General features: G+C 44.2%; 21 protein-coding genes and 1 tRNA gene. 14 read left to right on the top strand and 8 right to left on the bottom strand.

Annotated features, from left to right (window positions below; translation table 11 throughout):
* Positions 1 to 23: 23 nt before the first annotated feature.
* Genes gshB through ruvX form a run of 3 tightly spaced genes read left to right on the top strand, consistent with a single transcriptional unit; the run spans position 24 to position 2052 of the window.
* Positions 24 to 983: a glutathione synthase gene (gshB, locus tag L3V43_RS18135; RefSeq protein ID WP_010379037.1), complete on the top strand. Its 960-nt coding sequence runs from the start codon at positions 24 to 26 to the stop codon at positions 981 to 983.
* A gap of 19 nt (positions 984 to 1002) precedes the next feature.
* Entirely contained in the window at positions 1003 to 1560 is a 558-nt protein-coding gene (locus L3V43_RS18140; RefSeq protein ID WP_010607710.1) for a YqgE/AlgH family protein, read from the top strand.
* A gap of 42 nt (positions 1561 to 1602) precedes the next feature.
* A complete protein-coding gene (gene ruvX / locus L3V43_RS18145; protein WP_102056175.1) occupies positions 1603 to 2052 on the top strand; it encodes a Holliday junction resolvase RuvX in 450 nt (149 codons plus the stop codon).
* Positions 2053 to 2302: 250 nt separating this feature from the next.
* Here ruvX and L3V43_RS18150 read toward each other — a convergent pair whose 3' ends face one another.
* From L3V43_RS18150 to L3V43_RS18160, 3 genes are read right to left on the bottom strand one after another with little or no spacing between them, the layout of a single operon-like run.
* Positions 2303 to 3190, bottom strand: coding sequence for a hypothetical protein (locus L3V43_RS18150; RefSeq protein WP_237117123.1), 888 nt, complete (start codon positions 3188 to 3190; stop codon positions 2303 to 2305).
* Positions 3168 to 4289 carry a PilT/PilU family type 4a pilus ATPase gene (locus tag L3V43_RS18155; RefSeq protein ID WP_010607713.1) on the bottom strand — a complete coding sequence of 374 codons (1122 nt, stop codon included), beginning with the start codon at positions 4287 to 4289 and terminating at the stop codon, positions 3168 to 3170. Before L3V43_RS18155 ends, L3V43_RS18150 begins: the two co-directional genes overlap by 23 nt.
* Before the next feature lie 14 nt (positions 4290 to 4303).
* A complete protein-coding gene (locus L3V43_RS18160) occupies positions 4304 to 5350 on the bottom strand; it encodes a type IV pilus twitching motility protein PilT (protein ID WP_010379026.1) in 1047 nt (348 codons plus the stop codon).
* 30 nt (positions 5351 to 5380) lie between these two features.
* Here L3V43_RS18160 and L3V43_RS18165 point away from each other — a divergent pair, with 30 nt between their 5' ends.
* The 7 genes from L3V43_RS18165 (at position 5381) to L3V43_RS18195 (ending at position 11533) form a co-directional block, all read left to right on the top strand.
* A complete protein-coding gene (locus L3V43_RS18165; protein WP_010607714.1) occupies positions 5381 to 6064 on the top strand; it encodes a YggS family pyridoxal phosphate-dependent enzyme in 684 nt (227 codons plus the stop codon).
* A gap of 13 nt (positions 6065 to 6077) precedes the next feature.
* Positions 6078 to 6899, top strand: a complete 822-nt coding sequence (gene proC / locus L3V43_RS18170; RefSeq protein ID WP_010607715.1) for a pyrroline-5-carboxylate reductase — start codon at positions 6078 to 6080, stop codon at positions 6897 to 6899.
* Between the two features lie 9 nt (positions 6900 to 6908).
* Positions 6909 to 7442 carry a YggT family protein gene (locus tag L3V43_RS18175; RefSeq protein WP_102056173.1) on the top strand — a complete coding sequence of 178 codons (534 nt, stop codon included), beginning with the start codon at positions 6909 to 6911 and terminating at the stop codon, positions 7440 to 7442.
* Between the two features lie 10 nt (positions 7443 to 7452).
* A complete protein-coding gene (locus L3V43_RS18180; RefSeq protein ID WP_010607717.1) occupies positions 7453 to 7887 on the top strand; it encodes a DUF4426 domain-containing protein in 435 nt (144 codons plus the stop codon).
* A gap of 7 nt (positions 7888 to 7894) precedes the next feature.
* The gene (locus L3V43_RS18185) at positions 7895 to 8488 is read left to right on the top strand and encodes an XTP/dITP diphosphatase (protein ID WP_174170327.1); all 594 of its coding nucleotides are present in this window, start codon (positions 7895 to 7897) and stop codon (positions 8486 to 8488) included.
* A complete protein-coding gene (gene hemW / locus L3V43_RS18190) occupies positions 8485 to 9621 on the top strand; it encodes a radical SAM family heme chaperone HemW (protein ID WP_039494444.1) in 1137 nt (378 codons plus the stop codon). Before L3V43_RS18185 ends, hemW begins: the two co-directional genes overlap by 4 nt.
* Before the next feature lie 79 nt (positions 9622 to 9700).
* Entirely contained in the window at positions 9701 to 11533 is a 1833-nt protein-coding gene (locus L3V43_RS18195; protein ID WP_237117122.1) for a DUF885 domain-containing protein, read from the top strand.
* Between the two features lie 155 nt (positions 11534 to 11688).
* Here L3V43_RS18195 and L3V43_RS18200 read toward each other — a convergent pair whose 3' ends face one another.
* From L3V43_RS18200 to L3V43_RS18210, 3 genes are all read right to left on the bottom strand, one after another.
* Positions 11689 to 13491 carry a HAMP domain-containing sensor histidine kinase gene (locus L3V43_RS18200; protein ID WP_237117121.1) on the bottom strand — a complete coding sequence of 601 codons (1803 nt, stop codon included), beginning with the start codon at positions 13489 to 13491 and terminating at the stop codon, positions 11689 to 11691.
* 44 nt (positions 13492 to 13535) lie between these two features.
* Complete coding sequence (locus tag L3V43_RS18205; protein ID WP_235368681.1) at positions 13536 to 14924, bottom strand: diguanylate cyclase; 1389 nt, start codon at positions 14922 to 14924, stop codon at positions 13536 to 13538.
* A gap of 548 nt (positions 14925 to 15472) precedes the next feature.
* Positions 15473 to 15557: transfer RNA gene (locus tag L3V43_RS18210), tRNA-Leu, on the bottom strand.
* Between the two features lie 317 nt (positions 15558 to 15874).
* Here L3V43_RS18210 and L3V43_RS18215 point away from each other — a divergent pair.
* The gene (locus L3V43_RS18215) at positions 15875 to 16372 is read left to right on the top strand and encodes an RDD family protein (protein WP_102056163.1); all 498 of its coding nucleotides are present in this window, start codon (positions 15875 to 15877) and stop codon (positions 16370 to 16372) included.
* Positions 16373 to 16465: 93 nt separating this feature from the next.
* On the opposite strand, the gene lptG is transcribed toward L3V43_RS18215, so the two are convergent.
* Both lptG and lptF read right to left on the bottom strand, forming a co-directional pair.
* Positions 16466 to 17533 carry an LPS export ABC transporter permease LptG gene (gene lptG / locus L3V43_RS18220; RefSeq protein ID WP_102056162.1) on the bottom strand — a complete coding sequence of 356 codons (1068 nt, stop codon included), beginning with the start codon at positions 17531 to 17533 and terminating at the stop codon, positions 16466 to 16468.
* Positions 17530 to 18642, bottom strand: coding sequence for an LPS export ABC transporter permease LptF (lptF, locus tag L3V43_RS18225; RefSeq protein WP_102056161.1), 1113 nt, complete (start codon positions 18640 to 18642; stop codon positions 17530 to 17532). Before lptF ends, lptG begins: the two co-directional genes overlap by 4 nt.
* Positions 18643 to 18838: 196 nt before the next feature.
* Between lptF and pepA the strand changes: the two genes are divergently transcribed.
* The 3 genes from pepA (at position 18839) to L3V43_RS18240 (ending at position 24219) form a co-directional block, all read left to right on the top strand.
* Complete coding sequence (pepA, locus tag L3V43_RS18230; RefSeq protein ID WP_010605633.1) at positions 18839 to 20350, top strand: leucyl aminopeptidase; 1512 nt, start codon at positions 18839 to 18841, stop codon at positions 20348 to 20350.
* Between the two features lie 552 nt (positions 20351 to 20902).
* A complete protein-coding gene (locus L3V43_RS18235; protein WP_010377414.1) occupies positions 20903 to 21349 on the top strand; it encodes a DNA polymerase III subunit chi in 447 nt (148 codons plus the stop codon).
* A gap of 20 nt (positions 21350 to 21369) precedes the next feature.
* Positions 21370 to 24219 carry a valine--tRNA ligase gene (locus L3V43_RS18240; RefSeq protein ID WP_237117120.1) on the top strand — a complete coding sequence of 950 codons (2850 nt, stop codon included), beginning with the start codon at positions 21370 to 21372 and terminating at the stop codon, positions 24217 to 24219.
* The last annotated feature ends 9 nt before the right edge of the window (positions 24220 to 24228 follow it).

Here is a 24228-nt window from a genome sequence, read left to right on the forward strand (position 1 = left end):
CAGCAAGCGCAATGGGAGCGTCTATGACGATTAAATTAGGGATCATTTCCGATCCAATCAGTGGCTTTAACATTAAAAAAGACACCGGGTTTGCCATGATGCTGGCGGCACAGCAGCGCGGCTATGAATTGTATTACATGGAAATGAATGACCTTTTCTTGTACCAAGGCGTTGCCAAAGCGACCGCGGCAAAAGCGCAGGTATTTGACGATACTTCCCATTGGTATGAACTAGCTGAGAAACAAGAAATCGATTTGGGCGACCTTGACGTTATTTTAATGCGTAAAGATCCGCCTTTTGACACTGAATATATTTACGCCACTTATATTCTTGAGCGCGCTGAACTTGCGGGTTCGCTTGTGGTAAATAAACCACAAAGTCTGCGCGACGCCAATGAAAAGCTCTTTACGGCGTGGTTTAGTGAGCATACTCCAGATACTTTGGTTACGCGTAATCAATCACAAATTCGCGAGTTTTTAGCTAAACATGGCGATATCATTCTCAAGCCTTTAGATGGGATGGGCGGCGCGTCTATTTTTAGAGTGAAACAAGATGATGCAAATATTGGCGTGATCTGCGAAACGCTTACCGAGCATGGCTCTCGCTATGCGATGGCGCAAAACTATATTCCAGCCATTAAAGACGGTGATAAGCGCGTGTTAGTGGTAGATGGTGAAGTGATGCCGTACTGCTTGGCTCGCATTCCACAAGGCGGTGAAACTCGTGGTAATCTCGCGGCAGGCGGCCGTGGTGAAGCAAGACCTATTAGCGAATCGGACCGTAAAATTGCCGAAGCCATTGCCCCAACGTTAAAGGCAAAGGGCCTAATATTCGTTGGCCTAGATATCATTGGCGATAAGCTCACCGAAATCAACGTCACCGCACCAACTTGCGTAAAAGAAATTGAAGCGGCGTATGACATTTCAATTATGGATAAGTTTTATGATGCGATCGAGCGAAAACTCGACCATACTAAAAACTAACCATTAAGGGGGTCTGGTTATGAAATCACTCGCTAATCACTTTTTAGTGGCAATGCCCAGCATGGACGACCCTTTTTTCAATCATACGGTAACCTATCTTTGTGAACACAGCGAAGATGGCGCGATGGGGTTGGTGGTAAACCACCCTATCGATATCACCGTGGGCGAATTGCTTGATCAAATTGATATCGATAACGACAAATCTAGCCAAGCGGCTAAGGTAAATATCTACGCAGGTGGGCCTGTTCATACCGACAGAGGCTTTGTATTACATACGCCAAAGTTTGGTTACGCCTCAAGCCAAGAGCTTAGCTCCGAAATTATGATCACCACATCAAAAGATGTTTTAGCCTCTTTAACGTCATCACACTCTCCCGAAGGATTTATCATCACCTTGGGCTACGCCGGATGGGTAAGTGGTCAGCTAGAGAAAGAACTGAAAGAAAACACTTGGTTAGTCGTCGAGGCTGACCCCGAAATCATATTTAATACGCCACCCGAAAAGCGTTGGGAAAAAGCAGTGCAAATGCTTGGTTTCGACGTTGCACAATTAAGCTCGCAAGCGGGTCATGCGTAACTAGCCTGTCATTTTGAGCTTAGGTTAATAAACGAAGTATTCATGGAAATCAAAAAAGAAAAAGTGCCTAAAGGTAAACGTAGCATCATCGGTTTTGACTTTGGCACTAAAAGTATCGGCTTGGCTATCGGCCAAGAAATCACCGCAACCGCATCAAGCTTAGGTGCAGTTAAGGCAAACGATGGTATTCCAAATTGGGATGACATCGCGGTATTCATTAACGAGTGGCAACCTGATTTATTAGTGGTTGGCTTACCACTGAATATGGATGGTACCAATCAAGATTTAACATTCAGAGCAAAAAAGTTTGCTAACCGCTTGCATAACCACTTCCGGTTGCCGGTAGAAACACAAGATGAGCGCTTGACGACAGCTGATGCCAGAGCACGTTTATTTGAACAAGGTGGCTATAAGAACCTTGCAAAAGGTAAGGTAGATGGCATGTCTGCTTGTATCATTCTCGAAAGCTACTTTGAGGCAATGTGGGAATAGCCTGCCTAACTCTTGGGCCTGTTGAGCTTTATTTTCCACCAAGTGAATTGATATTCATACACGGCATAGTCGGTGTAGCGATAACACACTAAAAATATCAATCTAGCGCCGACCTTTAATATCAAAAATTCAGTACTGATATTAAAGGTACGGCTAACTGTCTGTAAAAGTCCATCATATTTAACGGACTCTCAACGCTTTCAATCACCAGCAGTAAGGCAACTCTAGCCACGAGCAGGAGTATGAATGACTAGCGAAGCTCCTGTACGGGGTTTACGACTTGGTACTTCTTCAAATCAGGTATTAACCCTGCTTGCTGATACGCGCTAGTGATCCGGCCTTGCTCACGTAGTATTGCAAGGCCTTTTTGTAATGCAGCAAACGCTCGTTCACCTTCTGGGTGAAGCCGAGACACCGCAAAATGTCTGCTGTCGTTTAACAGCACGACTAGATGCTCATTAGCAATGAGCTCAACATCTTCCAAAACAAAGCGATTATCTAGCTTCGGCATAAGCGGCATCAACATAAAGTCGACCCAACCTTTGCTCACCATACGCGCTTGTGACATCCAATCTGGTTCAGCATGAAGCTGTTTAAGCGGAAGTGACTCCAAGGTTTGCCAGTCGGTCTGCCATTTAGGGTTGGATACCGAAGTTAGCTGGGTGAGCCCTTGCTCCTCTTTTAGCTGCTTTACTTTTTGATTATCTATCCCGTGATAAATACCAGCAAAATACTGACCTTTTTGAATAACCGGCTCACTGATAAAAAGCAGCCGACCTTTATTTTCAAGGTCTGCTTTCCAATAGCTATCAAAGTGAAGCAGTTGCTCTCCTTTTTCAAGCAAATTGGATTCACGAAAACTGACGAAACCTGGAGTAAAGATAAACGTTTTATCGAAGCCACCTTTTTGCAAGGCTTGCTGTGCTACCACCATATCGACAACATCACGGCGTAAATACTGGCCACTAAAATCGGTAATTTTTGTGACGTCGCGTTCACCAACAAAACGTTGATAATCAGCGAGGACATCATCTCTAATAAAAACATTAAGTGCTTCGCTGGCATTAAGTACACCAGCAAAGCTCAGCACGAAAGTGAAGAATAGGTAGCTACGTTTAGTTCTTCGAATCCAACCCATCTACCGTAACCCCTTGTAGGAAGCCCGCACCTTTTTGTTCATTATTTTGCAGCTTGATCATCAGGCGCAGATCGTTTGGCGAGTCAGCATGATGCAGGGCATCGGCATAGTTGATCCGCTGCTGCTTATAAAGCTCAAACAATGCTTGATCAAAGGTTTGCATGCCCATGTCTTTCGATTTTGCCATTGCCTCTTTAATTGAGCCAATATCGCCTTTTTTAATAAGCTCGGCAACGAGTGGGGAGTTAAGTAGTACTTCAATGGCGGCTTCTCGGCCTTCGCCCTTTGAAGAAGGCACAAGTTGTTGCGCCACAATAGCACGTAAGTTCAGCGCCAAATCGTACTTCAGTTTATCGTGCTTTTCTTTAGGGACTAAGTGCATGATACGGTCAATGGCCTGATTGGCATTATTGGCGTGCAAGGTTGCAACGCATAAATGCCCCGTTTCAGCAAAGCTCAGTGCATACTCCATGGTTTCTTGCGAGCGAATTTCACCAATTAAAATAACATCTGGCGCTTGGCGTAATGAGCTTTTTAAGGCAGATTCAAAACTGTCAGTATCAATGCCCACCTCACGCTGAGTAATGATGCTTTTTTGGTGTTGATGCACAAACTCGATGGGATCTTCAATGGTCAAAATGTGGCCACGTTGGTTACGATTACGATAACCGAGCAGTGCTGCAAGCGAAGTTGACTTACCCGTGCCCGTACCACCTACAAATAACACCAAGCCACGTTTGGACATGATCACATCGGTCAGTACCGACGGCAAACCTAGCTCATTGACATCAGGAATAGCAGTAACGATACGGCGGATAACCATGCCCGCACAATCCCGTTGCCAAAATGCTGAAACACGAAAACGCCCGATATCGTTAGCAATCGCAAAGTTGCACTCTTTAGTGTTAAAGAATTCTTGCTTTTGCTTGTCGCTCATAATCGAGGTAACAAGATTCAGTGACTGCTCGGCATCTAAGCTTTCTTCACTTAACGCTCTAAGTTCGCCATCAATTTTGGCGCTCACCGCAAGCCCTGCCGAGACGAATAAGTCGGATGCTTGCTGATTTGCCATCGTTTGCAAAAACGGTTCTATATTCATCGCTACACCACTACTTAATAGCCGCTATTAAACTGATTTTTGTCATGCGCTTTTGCACGCGCATCTTGCTGTGTGATCAAACCACGGTTTAATAAATTTGTAAGGCATTGATCCATGGTCTGCATACCGTGCATTGCACCGGTTTGAATTGCCGAATACATCTGTGCAATCTTGTCTTCACGAATAAGGTTACGAATAGCAGGGATCCCGAGCATGATTTCATGCGCTGCTATGCGCCCGCCGCCAACTTTTTTCACCAGTGTTTGTGAAATCACCGCTTGTAGCGACTCTGACAGCATAGATCGCACCATGTCTTTTTCTTCACCTGGGAACACATCCACAATACGGTCGATGGTTTTAGGTGCTGAGGTAGTATGCAAAGTACCAAATACTAAGTGGCCTGTTTCCGCGGCAGTTAGCGCTAAACGAATGGTCTCAAGATCACGTAATTCACCAACTAAAATAACGTCAGGGTCTTCACGGAGTGCACTTCTCAGCGCCGCGTTAAAGCTGTGTGTGTCTCTATGTACTTCACGTTGGTTAATAAGGCTTTGCTTGTTGTCGTGAACAAATTCTATCGGGTCTTCGATGGTTAGAATATGGTGATGTTTGTTGTTATTAATATAATCCACCATCGCAGCCAGGGTGGTTGATTTACCAGAACCTGTCGGGCCGGTTACCAATACTAAGCCACGTGGGTTGTCGGAAATTTTGGTAAAAATGTCTGGTGCCCCCAAATCATCTAAGCTCAGCACTTGATTTGGAATGGTACGGAACACCGCAGCAGGACCACGATTTGAATTAAAGGCGTTAACACGAAAACGCGCCAGATTTGGCACTTCGAACGAGAAATCTACCTCAAGGTTTTGCTCATAGTCACGACGTTGATTATCATTCATAATATCGTAGATGAGGCTGCTGACGTCTTTTGCTTCTAACGGCGGGATATTCACCCGACGTACGTCCCCGTCAACGCGGATCATAGGGGAAACACCTGAAGAAAGGTGTAAGTCAGATGCTTTGTGTTGAACACTAAAAGCCAATAATTCTGTAATATCCATTTATAACTCCACAATGAGCACTAGTACTATATGGTTACAATAGCAGAACGCTTAGATAACGCCTACGGCAGGATAGAAAAAGCCAAACAAAACTGTCAATTCAGCGAAACAGTACAATTACTCGCGGTTTCTAAAACCAAACCTATCGCCGATATTGAGGCTGCAATTGCGGCAGGTCAAACCCAATTCGGTGAATCTTACGTACAAGAAGCGGTTGATAAAGTTGCCTATTTTAAACAAAACAAAGCGCTTGAATGGCACTTTATTGGTCCAATCCAGTCCAATAAATCAAGATTAGTCGCCGAAAACTTCCATTGGGTACAAAGCGTGGATAGAGAGAAAATCGCACGCAGGCTAAATGAGCAAAGACCAACAAACTTAAAGCCACTCAAGGTGCTATTGCAGGTCAATATTAGCGGTGATGACAACAAATCAGGTTGTCATCCCAATGAGGTTGATACGCTCGCGCAGTTTATTAATGACTGTCGTCAATTGGAGCTTCGTGGCTTGATGACTATCACTGAGCAAACCGATGATAAACAAAAGCAATTACAATATTTCCAGCAAATGCGCGCTTGCTTTGATAGACTAAAGGACCAATATCAACAGCTAGATACCTTATCGATGGGAATGAGTGGCGATTTAGACACTGCGATTGCAGCAGGTTCCACTATGGTTCGCATTGGTACTGATATTTTTGGCAAACGACAGTGAGGTGAATAACACAATGTCAAACAAGACAATTGCATTTATTGGAACGGGAAATATGAGCTATGCCATTATCGGTGGCATGATCAAAAGTGGCTTTGACGCGCAGTCTATTATTGCCACCAACCGCAATGCAGAGAAACTTGCCAAAGTCGCAGAGCAATTATCGGTAAAAACAACACAAGATAATCTAGAAGCAGTCGCCGCGGCTGACGTCATTGTCTTGTCTGTAAAACCACAGATGATGGCCGAGCTGTGTCAGACCTTTCAAGATGCAGATATTGATATTAGCAATAAACTGTTTATCTCTGTCGCCGCCGGAATTACCGTTGCACGACTGAGAGAAATGCTCGGCCAACCGGTAAAAATGGTGCGCTGTATGCCTAACACGCCATCGTTGCTTGGACGCGGTGTGTCTGGCTTGTATGGCGTCGACATCAGCGATGAAGAAAAAGACTATGTTGAGCAAGTATTTTCATCCACAGGTATTGCCCTGTGGCTTGATGAAGAGTCGAAAATCAACGACGTTATTGCGGTAACAGGTTCGTCTCCAGCGTATTTCTTCTTATTTATGGAAGCCATTGAAGAAAAGGCTAAAGCCCTAGGTTTTAGTCCTGAGGAAGCCAGAAAGCTTGTGCAGCAAACTGCGCTAGGCGCGGCTGAAATGGCATTATCGCAACCTGAAATTAGCATTGCTCAGCTACGCGCTAACGTCACCTCTAAAGGTGGCACAACCCACGCAGCCGTTGAGCATTTAAAAGCACAGCAATTACCAAAAACCGTAGCGGACGCGATGGATGCATGTATCGCGCGCGCTGAAGCAATGGAAAAAGAAATCTAAAGGTGACCAATGAATGCCATGCAATTTTTAGTCGGGATCGTATTTGATCTATTTTTAATGGTCGTATTACTACGATTCTGGTTGCAGCTTGTCAAAGCGGACTTTTATAACCCGCTAAGCCAAGCGGTTGTTAAAGCAACCTCTTTTGCCGTGAACCCACTGAGAAAAATCATTCCGGGCGTGGGCGGTTTAGATCTTGCCTCTTTGGTGCTGGCATTCATTATTGGTTTTGCCAAAATGGCGACGCTGATGGTGTTATTCGGTGGTTACTTTGACGCTTTAGGCGCGCTGATTGGTGGCGCTATTACGGTAGTAAAAGAAGCATTTAGTCTGGTGTTCTGGATCCTTATTATTCGTGCCATTTTAAGTTGGGTAGCGCAAGGCTACAATCCAGTTGCCGCCGTGTTCGAGCAATTAACAGAGCCGATGCTAAGACCTATTCGTAAAGTGATCCCACCGCTAGGCGGACTGGACTTATCTATTTTAGTCCTAATTATCGGCATGCAATTTTTGCAGATCCTAATGATGGATTTACTGAGATAGGAGCATCCCAATGAAACCATTTATTATTGTGTTAATGATGCTGCTTGCACCGGGCGTATTCGCTCAAGATGAACAAGGCGGCCAATTTAAAGACTTAGGTCCTTGGGAAGTGCATTATATCGCCTTCCCGTCTACTTTTGTTCAGCCCACAATTGCAAAAGCGTATGGCTTAATTCGTAGTGGTAACAAAGCGATTGTGAATATCTCGGTCTTGGCCGACAAGCCAGGAAAACCAGCAGTTAAGGCACGCGTTGCAGGTAGCGCCAAAAACTTACTTGGTAAAACCGTACAGCTAGAGTTTAAAGAAGTCGTAGAAGGTGAGGCAATATACTATCTTGCCCAATTAGATTACGACGATGAAGATATTTTTCGTTTCGACATTGAGATCAGTGAAGGTAAGCAAAGCCGCAAACTCACGTTCTCACAAAAGTTTTATGTAGAGTAGAGAAAATATGTCAAATAAAGTGGTACTTGCCACGGGTAACCAAGGTAAAGTCAAAGAGCTTAGCGCGATGCTAAATCAGTATGACATTGAGGTATTACCGCAAAGTGATTTCAAGGTGCCAGAGGTTGCAGAAACCGGCACTACCTTTGTGGAAAACGCCATTATCAAGGCACGTCATGCAGCTAAGGTTTCTGGCTTGCCTGCCATTGCCGATGACTCAGGCCTTGAGGTAGACGCGTTAAACGGCGCACCTGGAGTATATTCAGCGCGTTATGCTGGCGCAAACGCCGACGACCAAAAAAATATTGATCACTTACTCGCAGCGCTTGGTGAACAAACTGAGCGCAGCGCCCGTTTTTGGTGCGTTCTAGTTTATATGCGCCACGCTGACGACCCTACGCCGATTATTTGTCAGGCAAGCTGGGAAGGTGAAATCACCACAACGCAACAAGGCCGAGAAGGGTTTGGTTACGACCCAATCTTTAAGGTACAAGGTTTAGACTGCACATCAGCAGAGCTAACCAAGGAAGAAAAAAACGCAATCAGCCATAGAGGACAGGCACTTAAACAACTCGTCAGTCACTTTCAAGGCCTCGCGTGAAACTACCTCCATTAAGTCTTTATGTGCACGTACCTTGGTGCGTGCAAAAGTGTCCTTACTGTGATTTCAACAGCCATGGTAAAAAGGGCGATATTCCTGAAACGGAATATATTCAACATTTGCTCCACGATATCAAAGCCGATCTTCACTATGTTCAGGGCCGCAAACTCAGTAGTATTTTTATTGGCGGTGGCACCCCTAGCCTGCTTTCAGGTGAAGCGTACCGCTATTTACTCAGTGAAATTGAAGCGCTAATTGGTTTTGAGGATGACATTGAAGTCACTTTAGAAGCAAATCCAGGCACAGTTGAGACAGATCGTTTTAAGCATTATGTTGCGGCTGGCATCAATCGTATTTCGATAGGCGTGCAAAGCTTACAACAGGAAAAGCTCACTCAACTTGGTCGTATTCATGGCGAACAAGAAGCGCTCAACGCCGCACAAGAAGCCCATCAAGCAGGGTTAAATAGCTTTAATCTTGATTTGATGCATGGCCTTCCCAATCAATCGGTTAGCGATGCCTTAAGTGATTTAGAAAAAGCCATTGCGATGGCACCGCCACACCTTTCTTGGTATCAATTAACCATTGAGCCAAATACGCAGTTTGCCTCTAAGCCTCCGGTTTTACCTGAGGATGAAACACTGTGGGACATCCAAGAACAAGGTCAGGCATTACTTGCGGAGCACGGCTACCAGCAATATGAGATCTCAGGCTATGCCAAAGCGGGATTTCAATGTCGACATAACTTGAATTATTGGCAATTTGGCGATTATCTTGGGATCGGCTGTGGTGCACATGGCAAAATCACTTTGCCTGAGCAGCAACAGATCTTAAGAACCGTAAAGGTAAAACACCCTCGCGGCTATATGGATCTGAGTAAACCCTATTTGTATGAGCAGTGGCATGTTGCAAGCGATGACAGACCATTTGAGTTTTTTATGAATGTGTTCCGTTTAAAAACTGCCGCATCAAAACAACAGTTTATTGACTACACTGGTCTTGAACTTAGCGCTATTGCAACGCAAATTGCTGAGGCCGTAGATAAGGGTTTGATTGAGGAAACCAACGATTCATGGCTAGTTACAAATAAAGGCCACCGATATCTCAACGATCTGCTAGAGTTATTTGTTTAATATAGAAATTATGCGGGTGACATTCACTGCAACCAGCATGAAAACCGCCATTCGGCAACATATAATAAAAGGGTATAAAATGCGTAAATTAACCATTTTAGCAGCAGCGGTAAGCGTCGCGCTTTTTGCTGGCTGTCAACAAACCACACACTCTCCAGCACCTGCTCCAAAAGCTGAACAACAAGTCGTAAAAAGTGAAGTAGAAAAGGCGAACGCACTTTTTGAAGCGTCGTTTACCCGTGGCGTAATGCGTAGCCCAGTTTACCAAACTTATATGGGTATCAAACAAGACTACGACAAGTGGGATGACGGCAGCGAAGCGCGCCAACTTGAAGATCTTGAACTGACGAAACAAGACTTAGCTGCGCTTAATGCAATTGATCGAAATAAGCTAGATGCCAATACGCAAGTGAGCTACGACTTATTCAAGCAAGGTCTTGAAAACACCATTGCAGATTTTAAATGGCGTTATCACTCATATCCGGTAAATCAGATGTATGGTACGCACTCAATGGTGCCTGCATTTTTAATCAACCAGCACCAAATTACCGATGTCAAAGATGCCAAAGCGTATATTTCACGTTTAAACGGCGTACCGGCTGTATTTGATCAGCTCATCGTTGACTTAAAAGCGCGTGCGGATAAAGGTATTATTGCACCAAAATTCGTTTTCCCTCACGTCATTGAATCAAGTGAAAATATCATTAAAGGTGCGCCATTTGCTGCGGGTGACGACTCAACGTTACTGGCTGACTTCAAACGCAAAGTAGCAACACTTGAAATCAGTGAAGACGAGAAATCAGCGCTGGTAAAAGAAGCAACAGATGCGCTAACAACAGCAGTAAAACCTGCTTATAACAAGTTGATTGGTTACCTACATAAACTTGAGAAAAAAGCAGACAAACGTGACGGTGCGTGGAAATTTCCTAACGGCGAAAAATTTTATAATAACGCCCTAGCACGTACGACAACCACAGCATTAAGCGCTGAAGAAATTCACGAAATCGGTTTATCTGAAGTGGCGCGTATTCATGACGAAATGCGAGCAATCAAAGAAAAAGTGGGCTTCAAAGGCGATTTAAAAGCCTTTATGGAGTTCATGAAAACCGACAAACAGTTTTACCTTCCCAATACAGAAGCTGGTAAGGCACAATATTTAGCCGAAGCCAAAGCGATGATCGATAATATGAAGTCACGCTTGGATGAGCTGTTTATCGTTAAGCCAAAAGCGGACATGATAGTAAAACGCGTAGAGGCATTCCGCGAAAAATCTGCAGGTAAAGCTTTCTACCAGCAACCCGCGCCTGACGGCTCACGTCCTGGTGTTTACTATGCAAACCTTTACGACATGGAAGCGATGCCAACTTACCAAATGGAAGCCTTGGCTTATCACGAAGGTATTCCGGGTCACCACATGCAGATCGCGATTGCTCAAGAGCTAGAAGATATGCCTAAATTCCGTAAGTTTGGTGGCTACACTGCATACATCGAAGGTTGGGGCTTATATTCTGAACTTGTACCAAAAGAAATGGGTTTATACGAAGACCCCTATTCAGACTTTGGTCGCTTAGCGATGGAATTATGGCGTGCATGCCGCTTAGTTGTAGATACAGGGATCCACGCAATGAAGTGGACACGTCAAGAAGGTATTGATTACTACGTAAACAACACACCAAATGCTAAGTCAGACGCAGTGAAGATGGTAGAGCGCCATATTGTTATGCCTTCACAGGCGACAGCATACAAAGTGGGGATGTTGAAGATCCTAGAACTTCGCGAAGCCGCTAAAAAAGAACTGGGTGATAAGTTTGATATTCGTGAGTTCCACGACGTCGTACTGAAAAATGGCCCAGTTCCACTAAACGTGCTTGAATCATTTGTTGATGAGTGGGTCGCGAGCAAAAAAGGCTAACTCCTACTGCCAATAAACCGAATAAAAGCCAGCATGATCAGTCATGCTGGCTTTTTTTACTTTATTTACCTTACATAAGCTGTATTCAGATAAGCAAATCGGTATAAGAAATAACGGCCGCTAGAGCGCGAGTTGTTATCCCGCGCTCAGGTTACTCATTCTTCTATAAAATTAAACTCTGTTCCGGTTAAAATAATATGCAAGCAGGCACCGCCATGCGCAGGGCTTTGCATTTTGATTTCGCCCTTCAACTTCTGTGTTACTAAGTTATATACAATACTCAAGCCAAGTCCTGTCCCCCCCGAAAAACGCTTTGAAGTAACGAAAGGCTCAAATATAGCAGGCAATAGCTCTTTATCTATACCGGCACCATCATCTTTAAAATAAAAATGGATATAGTCATTAATTAACACGGTAGATACCACAATATTGAGCTTTTGCCCGTCAATCTTGGCGTGCTTGATGCAGTTGTTAATACTGTACCCAACAACTTGGCTAAACACCGACGGGTAGCTTATTAAAGTTAAGTTTTCGGGGATTTCGAGTTCAATGGCATAGTCTTCTTGGTTTAATTCTGATTGGTAGCAATCAAAGACATTTTTAACTAAATGCTTAAGGTTGAACGAACTCTTTTCTTCAAACTCTCGATTCACTGCCACTAGCTTAAAATCATCTACTAACGAGGCTGTGCGGTGGAGGTTATTTTCTAATAAATATAGCGCGGCTTCTGCCTCAGTAATTAGTGTCGTCAAGGTTTGCCGCTGTAACTTCCCAAGTTCAAGTTGCGATTTTAGTGTCGCGACTTGCTCTTTTAAATGCGATTGACTGGTAATAGCAACACCAAGCGGCGTATTAAGCTCATGAGCAAAGCCACTCACCATATTTCCTAAGCTCGCCATTTTGGCTTCTTCAATCAAACGTTGCTGCGCTGCGCTTAGGCGCGCAAGCAAGGTTTCAATAAATGCTAATAGGTCATCGAGTTGATGAGCAATTTGTGCAATCTCATCGTTACCGTCAATATTCACCCTTAAGCTAAAGTCTTCAAGCTTAGCAACTTTTACGAGTACTTTATTAATAGCCAGTATATGCCGTGTGACTTTGCTATTTTGATAATTCAGTAAGATAAGCACAGCAATATTCATCAGTACAATTAAAATGAGGCCATATAAAATGATACTTTCTTTACGTTCTTGCGTAACGGCTTGGGTACGGATTGATACCAGTTCAAACTGGCTTCTTAATTTTTGCTTCTCGGTGAATAGCTCCGCACGTACGCCTTCACCATCGTGCAAACCTAGCTTTCGCAAAATAGCAACATAGCTTGCAAAACCCGCTTCATAACGTTTAAGCAAGTTGCTTATCTCTTCACTAAGCGCACTGTCTTTGATTAGTTGCTCAGCATGCATGACAAGTTGTTCATGCTGCTGTAAATAACTTAAGTCAGCTCTTAACAAAAAGTCTTTTTCTCGACGCCTTAACTCCAATATGGCAATTTCCAACTGAGGCATAGCCTTACCAGAAATTCGCTCCTGCAAAGCATGGGCGCTACGTCTGAAATCACCATAAATACCTGCATTTTCGTCATAGCCGAGTTGCTCATGCAAACGGATAAGTTCGTCTAGTTTACTAAAGTAGGTTTTTGACAGTTCATCGAGTTGTAATAGCAAAGGCAGCAAGGCCTCTTCATTGGCCATAGAATTAAGCAAGCTACTAAAGCTATCCTGATAGCTGTACTTTAATTGCGGGATGGCAGAAACATCATCTTTTTGTGCTCGAATAAGAATATGCTCTTCTTGATCCATGGTTCGTTGTAGAGCGGTTTGCAGCTGAGTAAGTTGTGCGGTAAGGCGGGCACTACGACTCACTTCGTAATACAAAAACCAGCTGACAAAAATGATCACAATCGCAGAAGTCAACGCGGCAATTTTGAAAAATAGAACTGACTGCTTTAGCTGCACGGCACATTCTCACTTAATTGATACTCTGTAAGCTTAGTATAGTTCTATTGGGTTTCCTGATTTGTTTCCAAAAACTCACTTTCTTGTTGTCGTTGCGACAGGTTTTTATCGTAATACATACTGTGATCGGCGCGAGCCATGAGTTCCGAAACACTATCTTGATTTGCTGAAGGGAAAGCATAGCCAACGCTTACCGTCGCTTGAATAGTGTGTCTATCAACTTGTAGCGGTTGCTTTTCAACCTGCTCCTTAATATTTTTTATAATTGAGTTAACCAAAGCGTCCTCTGAAACTCTGTGCAAAATAATAACAAACTCGTCCCCCCCCAATCGCGCGATAAAATCATACACACGCACTGAGTTCATCAAAATTGACGAGACATGGAGTAACAGCTTATCTCCCACTTCATGACCAAACTTATCGTTTACTTGTTTAAAATTATTTAGATCGAGGTTAAGCAGCACAAATGACGGTTGCTCTGAACGACCAAGTAACGTATTGAGTTGTCTAATCGCATAGCGACGGTTGGGCAACTTAGTTAAATCATCTTGCAACGAGGCGGTATGTGCTAAGTGATACGATCGATAGAGCACTAATAACGAGAGAAACAATATTGAGGCAACAGCAGTAACCAAAATCTGAGCTTGTTGCCTTGCTTTTGCATAAGTGCTCTCGTCTATTTGATAATCAGCCACAAGCTGCCACTCACCAGATGGTAAGTTGATTGGGATGACTAAATCTGGAGTTTCAAACAAGGTAGCAGAGCCATAAAAGGCATCCCCCTGTTCACCGAGTCCATCTCGACCTCGAATCGCTAAAGTGGCACTGTCCAATTCGTTAATGCCACTGTATTCAAGCAGCTTCTGATAATCTAGAACCACACTAATCGCGCCCCAGTAGTTTTCATTCCTCGGATAATCCGAAAACACAGGAAACCTCGCTATCAACGCTTCACCGCCTTGCACTAGCTGTAATGGACCGGCGATAAATACCTTTTGAGAGGTTCTTGCAATTTCAACAGTGCGAAATTGTTCAGGGTTAGTGCGAAAATCGAAACCGATAGCCGCTCGGTTCCCTTCAACTGGATAGACATGACTAATGATATTATTTGGTGCGAGACCGACATGGCGAATCAGCGTCGACTTTTCAACGGCTTTAGCAACCACATGAGACCAATGCTCAATTGCAAAGTCAGGATCAATTGTAACAAAGGTCGCTAAACTCTCAGCCAGATAGGTGTCCATAAATATGGCGTTTTCAATTTTAGCGCGGACAAGTGAAATGTTAGACCTTACCGTTTCGGTTCTTTCGCTTACTTCCTGAACCACAATAGAGTGAGAAATAAGCTTTACCGCGTAGAAAGTCAAACTCCAGAACACGATGGTAAACAACGATAACAGCACTATGGTTTGCTTTTCTACAGTTACCTTCATCGCCTCTCTTGCCCAATAAAATTTAGCTGCCTAAATCTACAATAAACCAATTTAATTACAAAAGCATAGGCAATTTACCGAAAACCGCCAGTTTTGTGAGGAAGTAACTGTCAGTTTAGAATTATAGGTTGAATCGTGGAGGTGGCTTGATTTGTAGCGACGAATAGCACCTGTGATGTGACGCTTGCTTAAATCAATTCATCGAGATAAGACCAATTCGTCGAGATAAATCTCGACCTACAATTCGAGGCATAAAAAACCCAACCAATTGGTTAGGGTTATAAAAAGTGGTACCAGTGGGCGGGCTCTTAACCTGTATTAGCGCCACCCGCGTGGCGTCCAAGTCCGATATCATAATTTCAAAGCATAAATTTGAGGCATAAAAAAACCCCTGCTAAAAAGCAAGGGTTATAAAAAGTGGTACCAGTGGGCGGGCTCTTAACCTGTATTAGCGCCACCCGCGTGGCGTCCAAGTCCGATATCATAATTTCAAAGCATAAATTTGAGGCATAAAAAAACCCCTGCTAAAAAGCAAGGGTTATAAAAAGTGGTACCAGTGGGCGGACTTGAACCGCCACGCCCGAAGGCAACGGATTTTGAATCCGTCATGTCTACCAATTCCATCACACTGGCATAATTTTTCTTTCATCTTCTAAAACAAGAGAAAATAAAGAAAAACCACTTTGAGCTCAGGCTTTTTTTATTTGCCTTCGTCTCTATGCTTTGCATTATACAAAGGCGATTAAGAACGGCAAGTAATTTTTTTGCAATAAGGCGTTAACTGCTTGTTATTTGCACACAAGTAGTTAAATATTGCTCTAAATTCAACTTTATTCATGTCAAAGCTATAAAGACTGGGCATTACTAATCCATTAGTTAACGTAATTCAGTAAACGTTTTATCGGTTTATGTGTAAAATACCCCGCAACCTTGTAATTATGAGAGTTGTTATGTCACATTTTGCTCCAGCGAATTTCAGCCGTCGCTTGGCTTCACTTATATACGACAGCTTAGTGGTCGTCGCGTTCGCAATGCTGACTACCGTGTTATTTTTACTAACTATCAATGCCTTAATTTCATTTAACGTGCTCACGCTTGGTAATCATGAAGACGTATCGGCGCTGATCCAAGCGGATCCCATTTTATATACACTTAGAGCCACTTTATTAGTGTTGGTTTCAGTGCTGTTTTTTGCCTATTTTTGGACTAAGAGCGGTCAAACTATCGGCATGCGCGCATGGCGCCTAAAAGTGCAAAACCCCGACGGAGCACTGTTAACTTGGCCAAAAGCAATCGCTCGTAGCCTATGCGCACTACTTGGGCTGGGTAATCTGATAGTGTTGTTAGACTTTAAAAAGAAAAGATCGCTCCAGGATATGCTGTGTGGCACTGAAGTGGTAGTACTCAGCAAAGAGGAAAATAAAAAGGTTTATAACAGCTTAGATTAATCTAAGCTTCAAATAGCAGCCTATTCCATTAGCCATGTCCATAAAAAATATAGGCCTCAACATGAGGCCTATTTCTTTATTTAATTCAAAACGTTAATTTTGTTTCTTCAGCAGATGGATAGCCAATCCAATAAATAACAAGCTTGGCATTAACGCGCCAACCACCGGTGGAACTTGATATACCATCACAATAGGGCCAAAAATTTCATTACTCAGGTGGAAGGCTAAGCCTGTTACCACGCCCATAATAATCCGCGCGCCCATACTCACCGTCCTCAGTGGCCCGAAGATAAATGACAAAGCCACTAGTAGCATAACCCCAATCGTCAGCGGCTGCATCACCTTACGCCACAGCGCGAGTTCATAGCTACTTGAATCTTGCTCATTTTGCTTTAGATAAGCGAGAAATGACCATAACCCCGTAAAAGACAAAGCATCAGGCTCTACCGACACGACACCCAATCTGTCTTCGCTTAATTCAGACTCGTAGAGCATTGATTTTGAATAATGCGTTGTAATTTGCTGTTGATCGATATGTACTTCTTCCACGTCTTGCAATTGCCAGCCGTTAGACATACTTTGCGCCGACTGAGCACGTACTATTTTTGCCAGTGTTAGTGAATCATCGAAATAATAAATCGCGATATCTTTAAGCTTACCGTTTTTTTCAACATTACCAATGTTAATAAAATTGCCGCCATCTTTCGCCCAAACACCACGCTGAGCGCTATAGACTTCACCGCCATAAATTGCTTCGTTTTTTAACCGTTTTGCGGTTTGCTCCGCTTTTGGTGCGCCCCACTCCCCAAGCGCCATCATCAGTAGTGCAAGCACCACTGCCGTTTTCATCACCGACATAATAATTTGAAAACGCGACCACCCAGCCGCTTGCATCACAATTAGTTCACTGCTTGAGGCAAGTGCACCAAGCCCAATCAGTCCACCTATCAGCGCAGCCATCGGGAAAAATACCACGATATCGCTTGGCATGCTGTAAATGGTATAGAGCATGGCACCGAGTAAATCATAGCTGCCACGACCAACCGAGCGCAGTTGCTCAATAAACTTAATAAGCGTATTGATCCCAACAAAAACTAATAGCGCGAAACCTGTGGTTTGTAAGATGCTACGCCCTAAATACCAATCTAGCGTCTTCATCATACCGTCGTCTCCCGTTTCATAAATACCGAGCGAACCCACACACCAAAAGGTCTTCCTTTCGCAATTAAATAAACGCCAATAAAGAGCACACTTAAGTGGATCCACCAGAGACCGACTGAGGCTGGTACTTTTTCTTCAGCTAACAAAAACTTGCCTGCATTGAGTAAAATGAAATAACCCAAATACAGGGTAATTGCTGGCACGAGCTTAGCGAACTTGCCTTGTCTTGGGTTAACCACACTCAGAGGCACAGCCAATAGAGTGAGTAATAAAATGGAAATAGGCACCGACAATCGCAACTGAAATTGCGCTTTTGCTTCTGGCGTATCCATTTCAAGTAACTGTAAGCTTGGAATAGCCTCTAATTTACGGCGCTGGTGCTCAATTTCTTGTTCTTTAATTTGCACTTGATAAGTACCAAATTCAGTGCGATTAAGTGCTTGGCTGAAGCCATCAGTCTCGTAACGCTTACCTTCATGAAGGAGTAGTTGCTGCTCACCACTATCAAGCTCAATCACTTCACCTTTTTGCGCATACACTAGACGAGCGGCTTGATTTGAGTCCTTCTCGGGCAATTGCGCGACAAACACTTTGTCTAATTCGCGGCCTTGTTCGCTAATACCGTGAACAAATACCACCGCTTTTTCATTGCCCGTTTGCTGAAATCTACCGGCTCTGAGAGTAGAAAGCCCCGACTCCGCATCGGCTTGCTCTCTTAATTGGTACTCTTTTTCGCTCGCCCAAGGTGCAATATACATACTCACACAAGCGGCCAGTAATGCAAAAAACACACTAGAGACTAAAGTCACCCTAACCACATACCACTCACTGACCCCGCAAGCGCGCAGTACCGTCATTTCACTGTCGGCGTAGATGCGACTATAGGCTAAAATGATCCCTAGAAAGAGACTAAGCGGTAAAATATATCCGGCCAACTGTGGCAGTTTCAACGCAAGCATAGCAAGTACTAACTTACCCGGTATACTCCCTTCAGACGCTGAGCTCAGAATGAGTACAAACTTTTGTGACAAAAATATTGTCATTAAGGTGAGAAAAACCGCAACCTGAGATTTTAGTACTTCACCCGTTAAATAGCGGAAAATAAGCAATGTTCGTCCCTATAAAACGTCTTGTTTCACTGGAATAGTGGGAAAAATTGAGTAAACTGATTATTTTAGTCACTTTATTATATGTCAATGCGCCGGAATATCCTACCTAAGGTTAAAGCATATTCATGACTTTAATGTAGGAAAGTGTGCTGGCATAAAAAGTTCAAAATGACATGACAAAGACTCAGGAGTCGCAATGGAATTCAGCGTTAAAAGTGGTAGTCCAGAGAAACAGCGTAGCGCATGTATTGTTGTAGGTGTATACGAGCCACGCCGTCTCTCACCAATTGGTGAACAGCTGGATAAAATAAGCGAAGGCTATATCTCAAATTTACTTAGACGTGGTGATCTTGAAGGCAAACCAGGACAAGTTCTACTTCTTCATCATGTACCAAATGTACTCAGCGAACGCGTTTTGTTGGTGGGTTGTGGTAAGGAAAGAGAGCTCGACGATAAACAATACAAACAAATCATCTCTAAGACCATCAATACGTTAAATGAAACTGGCTCAATGGAAGCGGTATGTTTTCTGACCGAGCAACATGTTAAGGGCCGTGATACTTACTGGAAAGTTCGCCAAGCGGTCGAAACCACGCAAGATTGCCTGTATACCTTTAATCAACTAAAAAGCAAAAAGAGTGAGGCTAGACGCCCGCTACGTAAAATCGTCTTTAACGTACCAACGCGTCGTGAATTAACAATCGGTGAAAGCGCGATTGAGCACGGTCTTGCTATCGCAGCAGGTAGTAAGCTGTGTAAAGACGTTGCTAATATGCCGCCAAACATCTGCAACCCTCGTTATTTGGGCGAGCAAGCACAACAGTTGGTTGAAGACTTTGATAACGTTACCGTTAACCTTGTTGGCGAACAAGAAATGGAAGAGCTGGGTATGCACTCATACCTAGCGGTTGGCCGTGGCAGTCGCAACGAATCAGTGATGTCAGTTATCCACTATAACGGTGGTGACGAAGGCCAAGCACCAATCGTGTTTGTGGGTAAAGGCTTAACATTTGACTCAGGTGGTATTTCTATCAAACCTGGCGAAGCGATGGATGAAATGAAATACGACATGGGCGGAGCCGCGGGCGTGCTTGGCTTGATGCGAGCTGTCGTACAAATGCAACTGCCACTTAACGTGATTGGCGTTTTAGCTGGCTGCGAAAATATGCCTGGAGGCGATGCTTACCGTCCGGGCGATATTTTAACCACTATGTCGGGCCAGACCGTTGAAGTACTCAATACAGATGCCGAAGGCCGCTTAGTACTGTGCGATGCACTAACTTACGTTGAAGCATTCGAGCCTGAAACCGTTGTTGATGTTGCGACTTTAACGGGGGCATGTATTGTTGCGCTTGGTAGCCATGCAACAGGTTTATTATCGAACCATAACCCGCTTGCCCATGATTTGCTAAAAGCGTCAGAGCAAAGCGGCGACAGAGCGTGGCAACTACCGCTTTGGGATGATTATCAAGAACAACTTGAGAGCCCATTTGCAGACTTTACGAACTTAGGTGGTCGCGCAGCTGGCACAATTACAGCCGCGTGTTTCTTGTCTAAATTTACTAAAAAGTACAACTGGGCGCATTTAGACATCGCAGGTACAGCATGGCGCAGCGGCAAGAACAAAGGCGCTACAGGTCGTCCTGTGCCTATGCTGATGCAATACTTACTTAACCGCGCCAATATCACGGACGCGCAGCAAGACTAATAGTCTAGTCGCGATACTTAACAAGCATAAGTCGCGACATAAAGTCGCTGCTACAAAAGGCTAATCCAAACCGTAGCAGCGGGTTTATCCCGCGACATGTAGCAGCGGGTTTATCCCGCGACATGTAGCAGCGGGTTTATCCCGCGACATGTAGCAACGGATTTACCCCGCGACATGTGGCAACGGATTTACCCCGCGACATGATGTAGCAGCGGGTTTATCCCGCGACATGATGTTGCAGCGGGTTTACCCCGCGACTATATCCCGCGCCAAATTAAGCCTACAAAGCAACTAAACCATATCAGCAAGCGCTCCTCACCCCTTGCCATATTTTATTCAGCTTATCCGGTATCTTGATTGATGGTGGTGCCTTTATATGGCAGAATACAGGCTTATTTATGTGCATTTAAGTGGCGCTATAATTAGTTTTAAACTAAGCCGCGCATACTGATTTTCTTCGTCTACGCTATCACGGTAAACAAGATTACAGATATTGAGCAGCTGTGGAGCCTGTGGCAAACCTCAGAACTCCTCGCAATTGGTATTATTATCATGACTATCAAAGCGCGCTTTTACGTGTTAAAACAAAACGATGAGCCGGGGATTAGCGTTCCGGCTCATTTTGATCTGGCAGCACAAACTGCGGCGAGCTTATATCAAGCTGGACACCGTATCTTTGTTAACGTCGATAATACTGACGACGCTCATTTATTCGATGAGCACCTTTGGTGTTTTGACGCAGACAGGTTTGTGCCCCACAACTTACAAGGCGAAGGCCCCAAAGGCGGCGCACCAGTGGAAATTGGCACTATGCCTCCTGCTGCTCGTCGCCCCGTGCTGATTAATCTGGCTCGGGTCGTCCCTGACTTTATTCGTCGCTTTGAACAGGTGATAGATTTTGTGCCTGTTGAAGCCAGCGCTAAGCAAGCCGCACGAGAACGCTTTAAGCAACTTCGTGCACTTGGCGCAACAATTTCCACTGAAGACATTGAGAAATAGCATTTTTAGGGTTCTGTGTAATGGATAAAACCTACAATCCACAAGATATTGAACAGTCTTTGTATCAAGACTGGGAGTCAAATGGCTACTTTAAGCCATCAGGCAATGGTGACGCATACTCGATTATGATCCCACCGCCGAATGTCACAGGTAGTCTACACATGGGCCACGCGTTCCAAGACACTATCATGGACACTTTGATCCGCTATCAGCGTATGAAAGGCAAAAACACACTATGGCAAGTGGGTACCGACCACGCAGGTATCGCCACTCAGATGGTAGTTGAGCGTAAGCTTGCAGCTGAAGAAAGTAAATCACGCCATGATTTAGGCCGTGACGAATTCATCAATAAAATCTGGGAATGGAAAGAGCAATCAGGTGGCACAATCACCAAACAGTTACGCCGTTTAGGCGCGTCTGTAGATTGGGATAGAGAACGTTTTACGATGGATGACGGCTTGTCTGAAGCAGTAAAAGAAGTATTCGTTCGTCTATATCAAGATGACTTAATTTACCGTGGTAAGCGTCTAGTTAACTGGGATCCTAAATTACACACTGCAATTTCTGATTTAGAAGTTGAGAATAAAGACAAGCAGGGCCATATGTGGAATTTACGCTATCCACTTGCGGATGGCGTAACCACAAAAGATGGTAAAGACTACATTATCGTAGCAACCACTCGTCCAGAAACCATGCTTGGTGACACTGGCGTTGCGGTAAACCCGGATGATGAACGTTACCAAGACTTAATTGGCAAAGAAATTCTACTTCCTATCGTCAACCGTCGCATTCCTATCGTTGCCGATGAACATGCAGATATGGAAAAAGGCACGGGCTGCGTAAAAATCACGCCAGCACACGACTTTAACGATAACGAAGTTGGTAAGCGCCATGAGCTGCCAATGATCAACGTGTTCAACAAAGACGCGGCTGTTCTAAATACGGGTGAGTGCTTTACTTTTGATGGTAAACCACTTGAAGCGATGGATGCACCAATTCCAGAGCGTTTCCACGGCCTTGACCGTTTCGATGCGCGTAAGCAAATCGTTGACGAGTTTGAGCAGCTTGGTCTACTCGAGAAAATCGACGATCACAGTCTAACCGTTCCTTACGGCGACCGCTCTGGCGTAGTTATCGAGCCATTACTTACCGATCAGTGGTATGTTCGCGTTGCTCCTCTTGCTGAGCCTGCGGTAAAAGCGGTAGAAGATGGCGATATTCAATTTGTACCTAAGCAATACGAGAACATGTACTTCTCTTGGATGCGTGATGTTCAAGACTGGTGTATTTCCCGTCAACTTTGGTGGGGCCACAGGATCCCGGCATGGTATGACAGCGAAGGTAATGTATATGTTGGTCGTGACGAAGCAGAAGTTCGTCAAAACCATAACCTAGATGCGAGTGTAACGCTGACACAAGATGAAGACGTACTAGACACTTGGTTCTCTTCTGCACTGTGGACTTTCTCAACGTTAGGTTGGCCTGAAAACACGGAAGATCTAAAGGTATTCCACCCTTCAGATACCTTGGTTACTGGTTTCGATATTATCTTCTTCTGGGTAGCTCGCATGATCATGATGACCATGCATTTCATCAAAGATGAAGATGGTAAACCTCAAGTTCCATTTAAGACCGTTTATGTGACTGGCCTTATTCGCGACGAAAATGGCGATAAGATGTCTAAGTCAAAAGGTAACGTGTTAGATCCACTAGACATGATTGACGGTATCGATCTTGAGAGCCTAGTGACAAAACGTACTGGCAACATGATGCAGCCACAGCTTGCGGCAAAAATCGAGAAGAATACGCGCAAAACATTTGTCGATGGTATTGAAGCACACGGTACTGATGCATTGCGTTTCACTCTTGCAGCAATGGCATCAACGGGACGTGATATCAACTGGGATATGAACCGTCTTGAAGGGTACCGTAACTTCTGTAACAAGCTGTGGAATGCTAGCCGTTATGTATTGATGAACACAGAAGAACAAGACTGTGGCTTCAACGATAACGAAAAAGTGTATTCTCTAGCGGATCGTTGGATTTTAGGCCAATTCCAAAATACAGTTAAGGTGTTCTCTGAGCACTTAGATAACTATCGTTTTGACCTTGCGGCAAATACCATTTATGAGTTCACATGGAACCAATTCTGTGACTGGTATCTAGAGCTAACTAAGCCAATTCTATTTAAAGGCAATGAAGCGCAGCAACGTGGTACACGTCATACGCTTATCACCGTATTGGAAGGCTTACTTCGTTTGATGCACCCACTAATGCCTTATATCACAGAGACAATTTGGCAACGTGTAGCACCAATCGCAGGTGTCGAAGCGAAGACAATTATGCTTGAAGCGTTCCCAGTATTCGACGAAAGCAAAGTTGATGCGCAAGCGATGGCAGACCTTGAGTGGGTGAAGCAGTTTATTATTGCTATCCGTAACATTCGTGGTGAAATGGACATCAGTCCAAGCAAGCCGCTAAACGTGTTACTTACTGGTGCAAGCGAAGATGACAAACGTCGTCTAGAAGAAAACCAAGCTTTCTTAAGTGCTCTGGCAAAACTGGAAACGGTAGATTTGCTTGCAAGCAAAGACGAAGCACCAGCTTGTGCGACTGCGTTTATCGGCGACCTTGAAATCATGATCCCAATGGCAGGTCTGATTGATGTAGAAGCTGAACTTGCACGTATTGCCAAACAGCTTGAAAAAGCAGAAAAAGGTCTTGAGCAGGTCGAAAAGAAACTCGCAAACGAAAAGTTTGTAAGTAATGCGCCTGAAGCGGTACTTGCTAAAGAGAAAGCAAAATTAGCTGAGTTTAGCGATGCAAAAACGAAGCTACTTGAACAAAAAGCAAAGATAGAAAGCTTGTAATCGCTTTCT

The sequence above is a fragment of the Pseudoalteromonas sp. L23 genome, assembly GCF_021728455.1.
Taxonomy (GTDB): domain Bacteria; phylum Pseudomonadota; class Gammaproteobacteria; order Enterobacterales; family Alteromonadaceae; genus Pseudoalteromonas.

Coding starts and splice junctions, on each gene's coding strand:
- lptG (WP_102056162.1), bottom strand. CDS start 17,533: ATGATGAAGACGCTAGATTGGTATTTAGGGCGTAGCATCTTACAAACC.
- L3V43_RS18240 (WP_237117120.1), top strand. CDS start 21,370: ATGGATAAAACCTACAATCCACAAGATATTGAACAGTCTTTGTATCAA.
- L3V43_RS18165 (WP_010607714.1), top strand. CDS start 5,381: ATGGTTACAATAGCAGAACGCTTAGATAACGCCTACGGCAGGATAGAA.
- L3V43_RS18215 (WP_102056163.1), top strand. CDS start 15,875: ATGTCACATTTTGCTCCAGCGAATTTCAGCCGTCGCTTGGCTTCACTT.
- L3V43_RS18160 (WP_010379026.1), bottom strand. CDS start 5,350: ATGGATATTACAGAATTATTGGCTTTTAGTGTTCAACACAAAGCATCT.
- L3V43_RS18180 (WP_010607717.1), top strand. CDS start 7,453: ATGAAACCATTTATTATTGTGTTAATGATGCTGCTTGCACCGGGCGTA.
- L3V43_RS18140 (WP_010607710.1), top strand. CDS start 1,003: ATGAAATCACTCGCTAATCACTTTTTAGTGGCAATGCCCAGCATGGAC.
- pepA (WP_010605633.1), top strand. CDS start 18,839: ATGGAATTCAGCGTTAAAAGTGGTAGTCCAGAGAAACAGCGTAGCGCA.
- ruvX (WP_102056175.1), top strand. CDS start 1,603: ATGGAAATCAAAAAAGAAAAAGTGCCTAAAGGTAAACGTAGCATCATC.
- L3V43_RS18150 (WP_237117123.1), bottom strand. CDS start 3,190: ATGGGTTGGATTCGAAGAACTAAACGTAGCTACCTATTCTTCACTTTC.
- proC (WP_010607715.1), top strand. CDS start 6,078: ATGTCAAACAAGACAATTGCATTTATTGGAACGGGAAATATGAGCTAT.
- L3V43_RS18195 (WP_237117122.1), top strand. CDS start 9,701: ATGCGTAAATTAACCATTTTAGCAGCAGCGGTAAGCGTCGCGCTTTTT.
- L3V43_RS18175 (WP_102056173.1), top strand. CDS start 6,909: ATGAATGCCATGCAATTTTTAGTCGGGATCGTATTTGATCTATTTTTA.
- L3V43_RS18185 (WP_174170327.1), top strand. CDS start 7,895: ATGTCAAATAAAGTGGTACTTGCCACGGGTAACCAAGGTAAAGTCAAA.
- gshB (WP_010379037.1), top strand. CDS start 24: ATGACGATTAAATTAGGGATCATTTCCGATCCAATCAGTGGCTTTAAC.
- L3V43_RS18205 (WP_235368681.1), bottom strand. CDS start 14,924: ATGAAGGTAACTGTAGAAAAGCAAACCATAGTGCTGTTATCGTTGTTT.
- L3V43_RS18235 (WP_010377414.1), top strand. CDS start 20,903: ATGACTATCAAAGCGCGCTTTTACGTGTTAAAACAAAACGATGAGCCG.
- L3V43_RS18155 (WP_010607713.1), bottom strand. CDS start 4,289: ATGAATATAGAACCGTTTTTGCAAACGATGGCAAATCAGCAAGCATCC.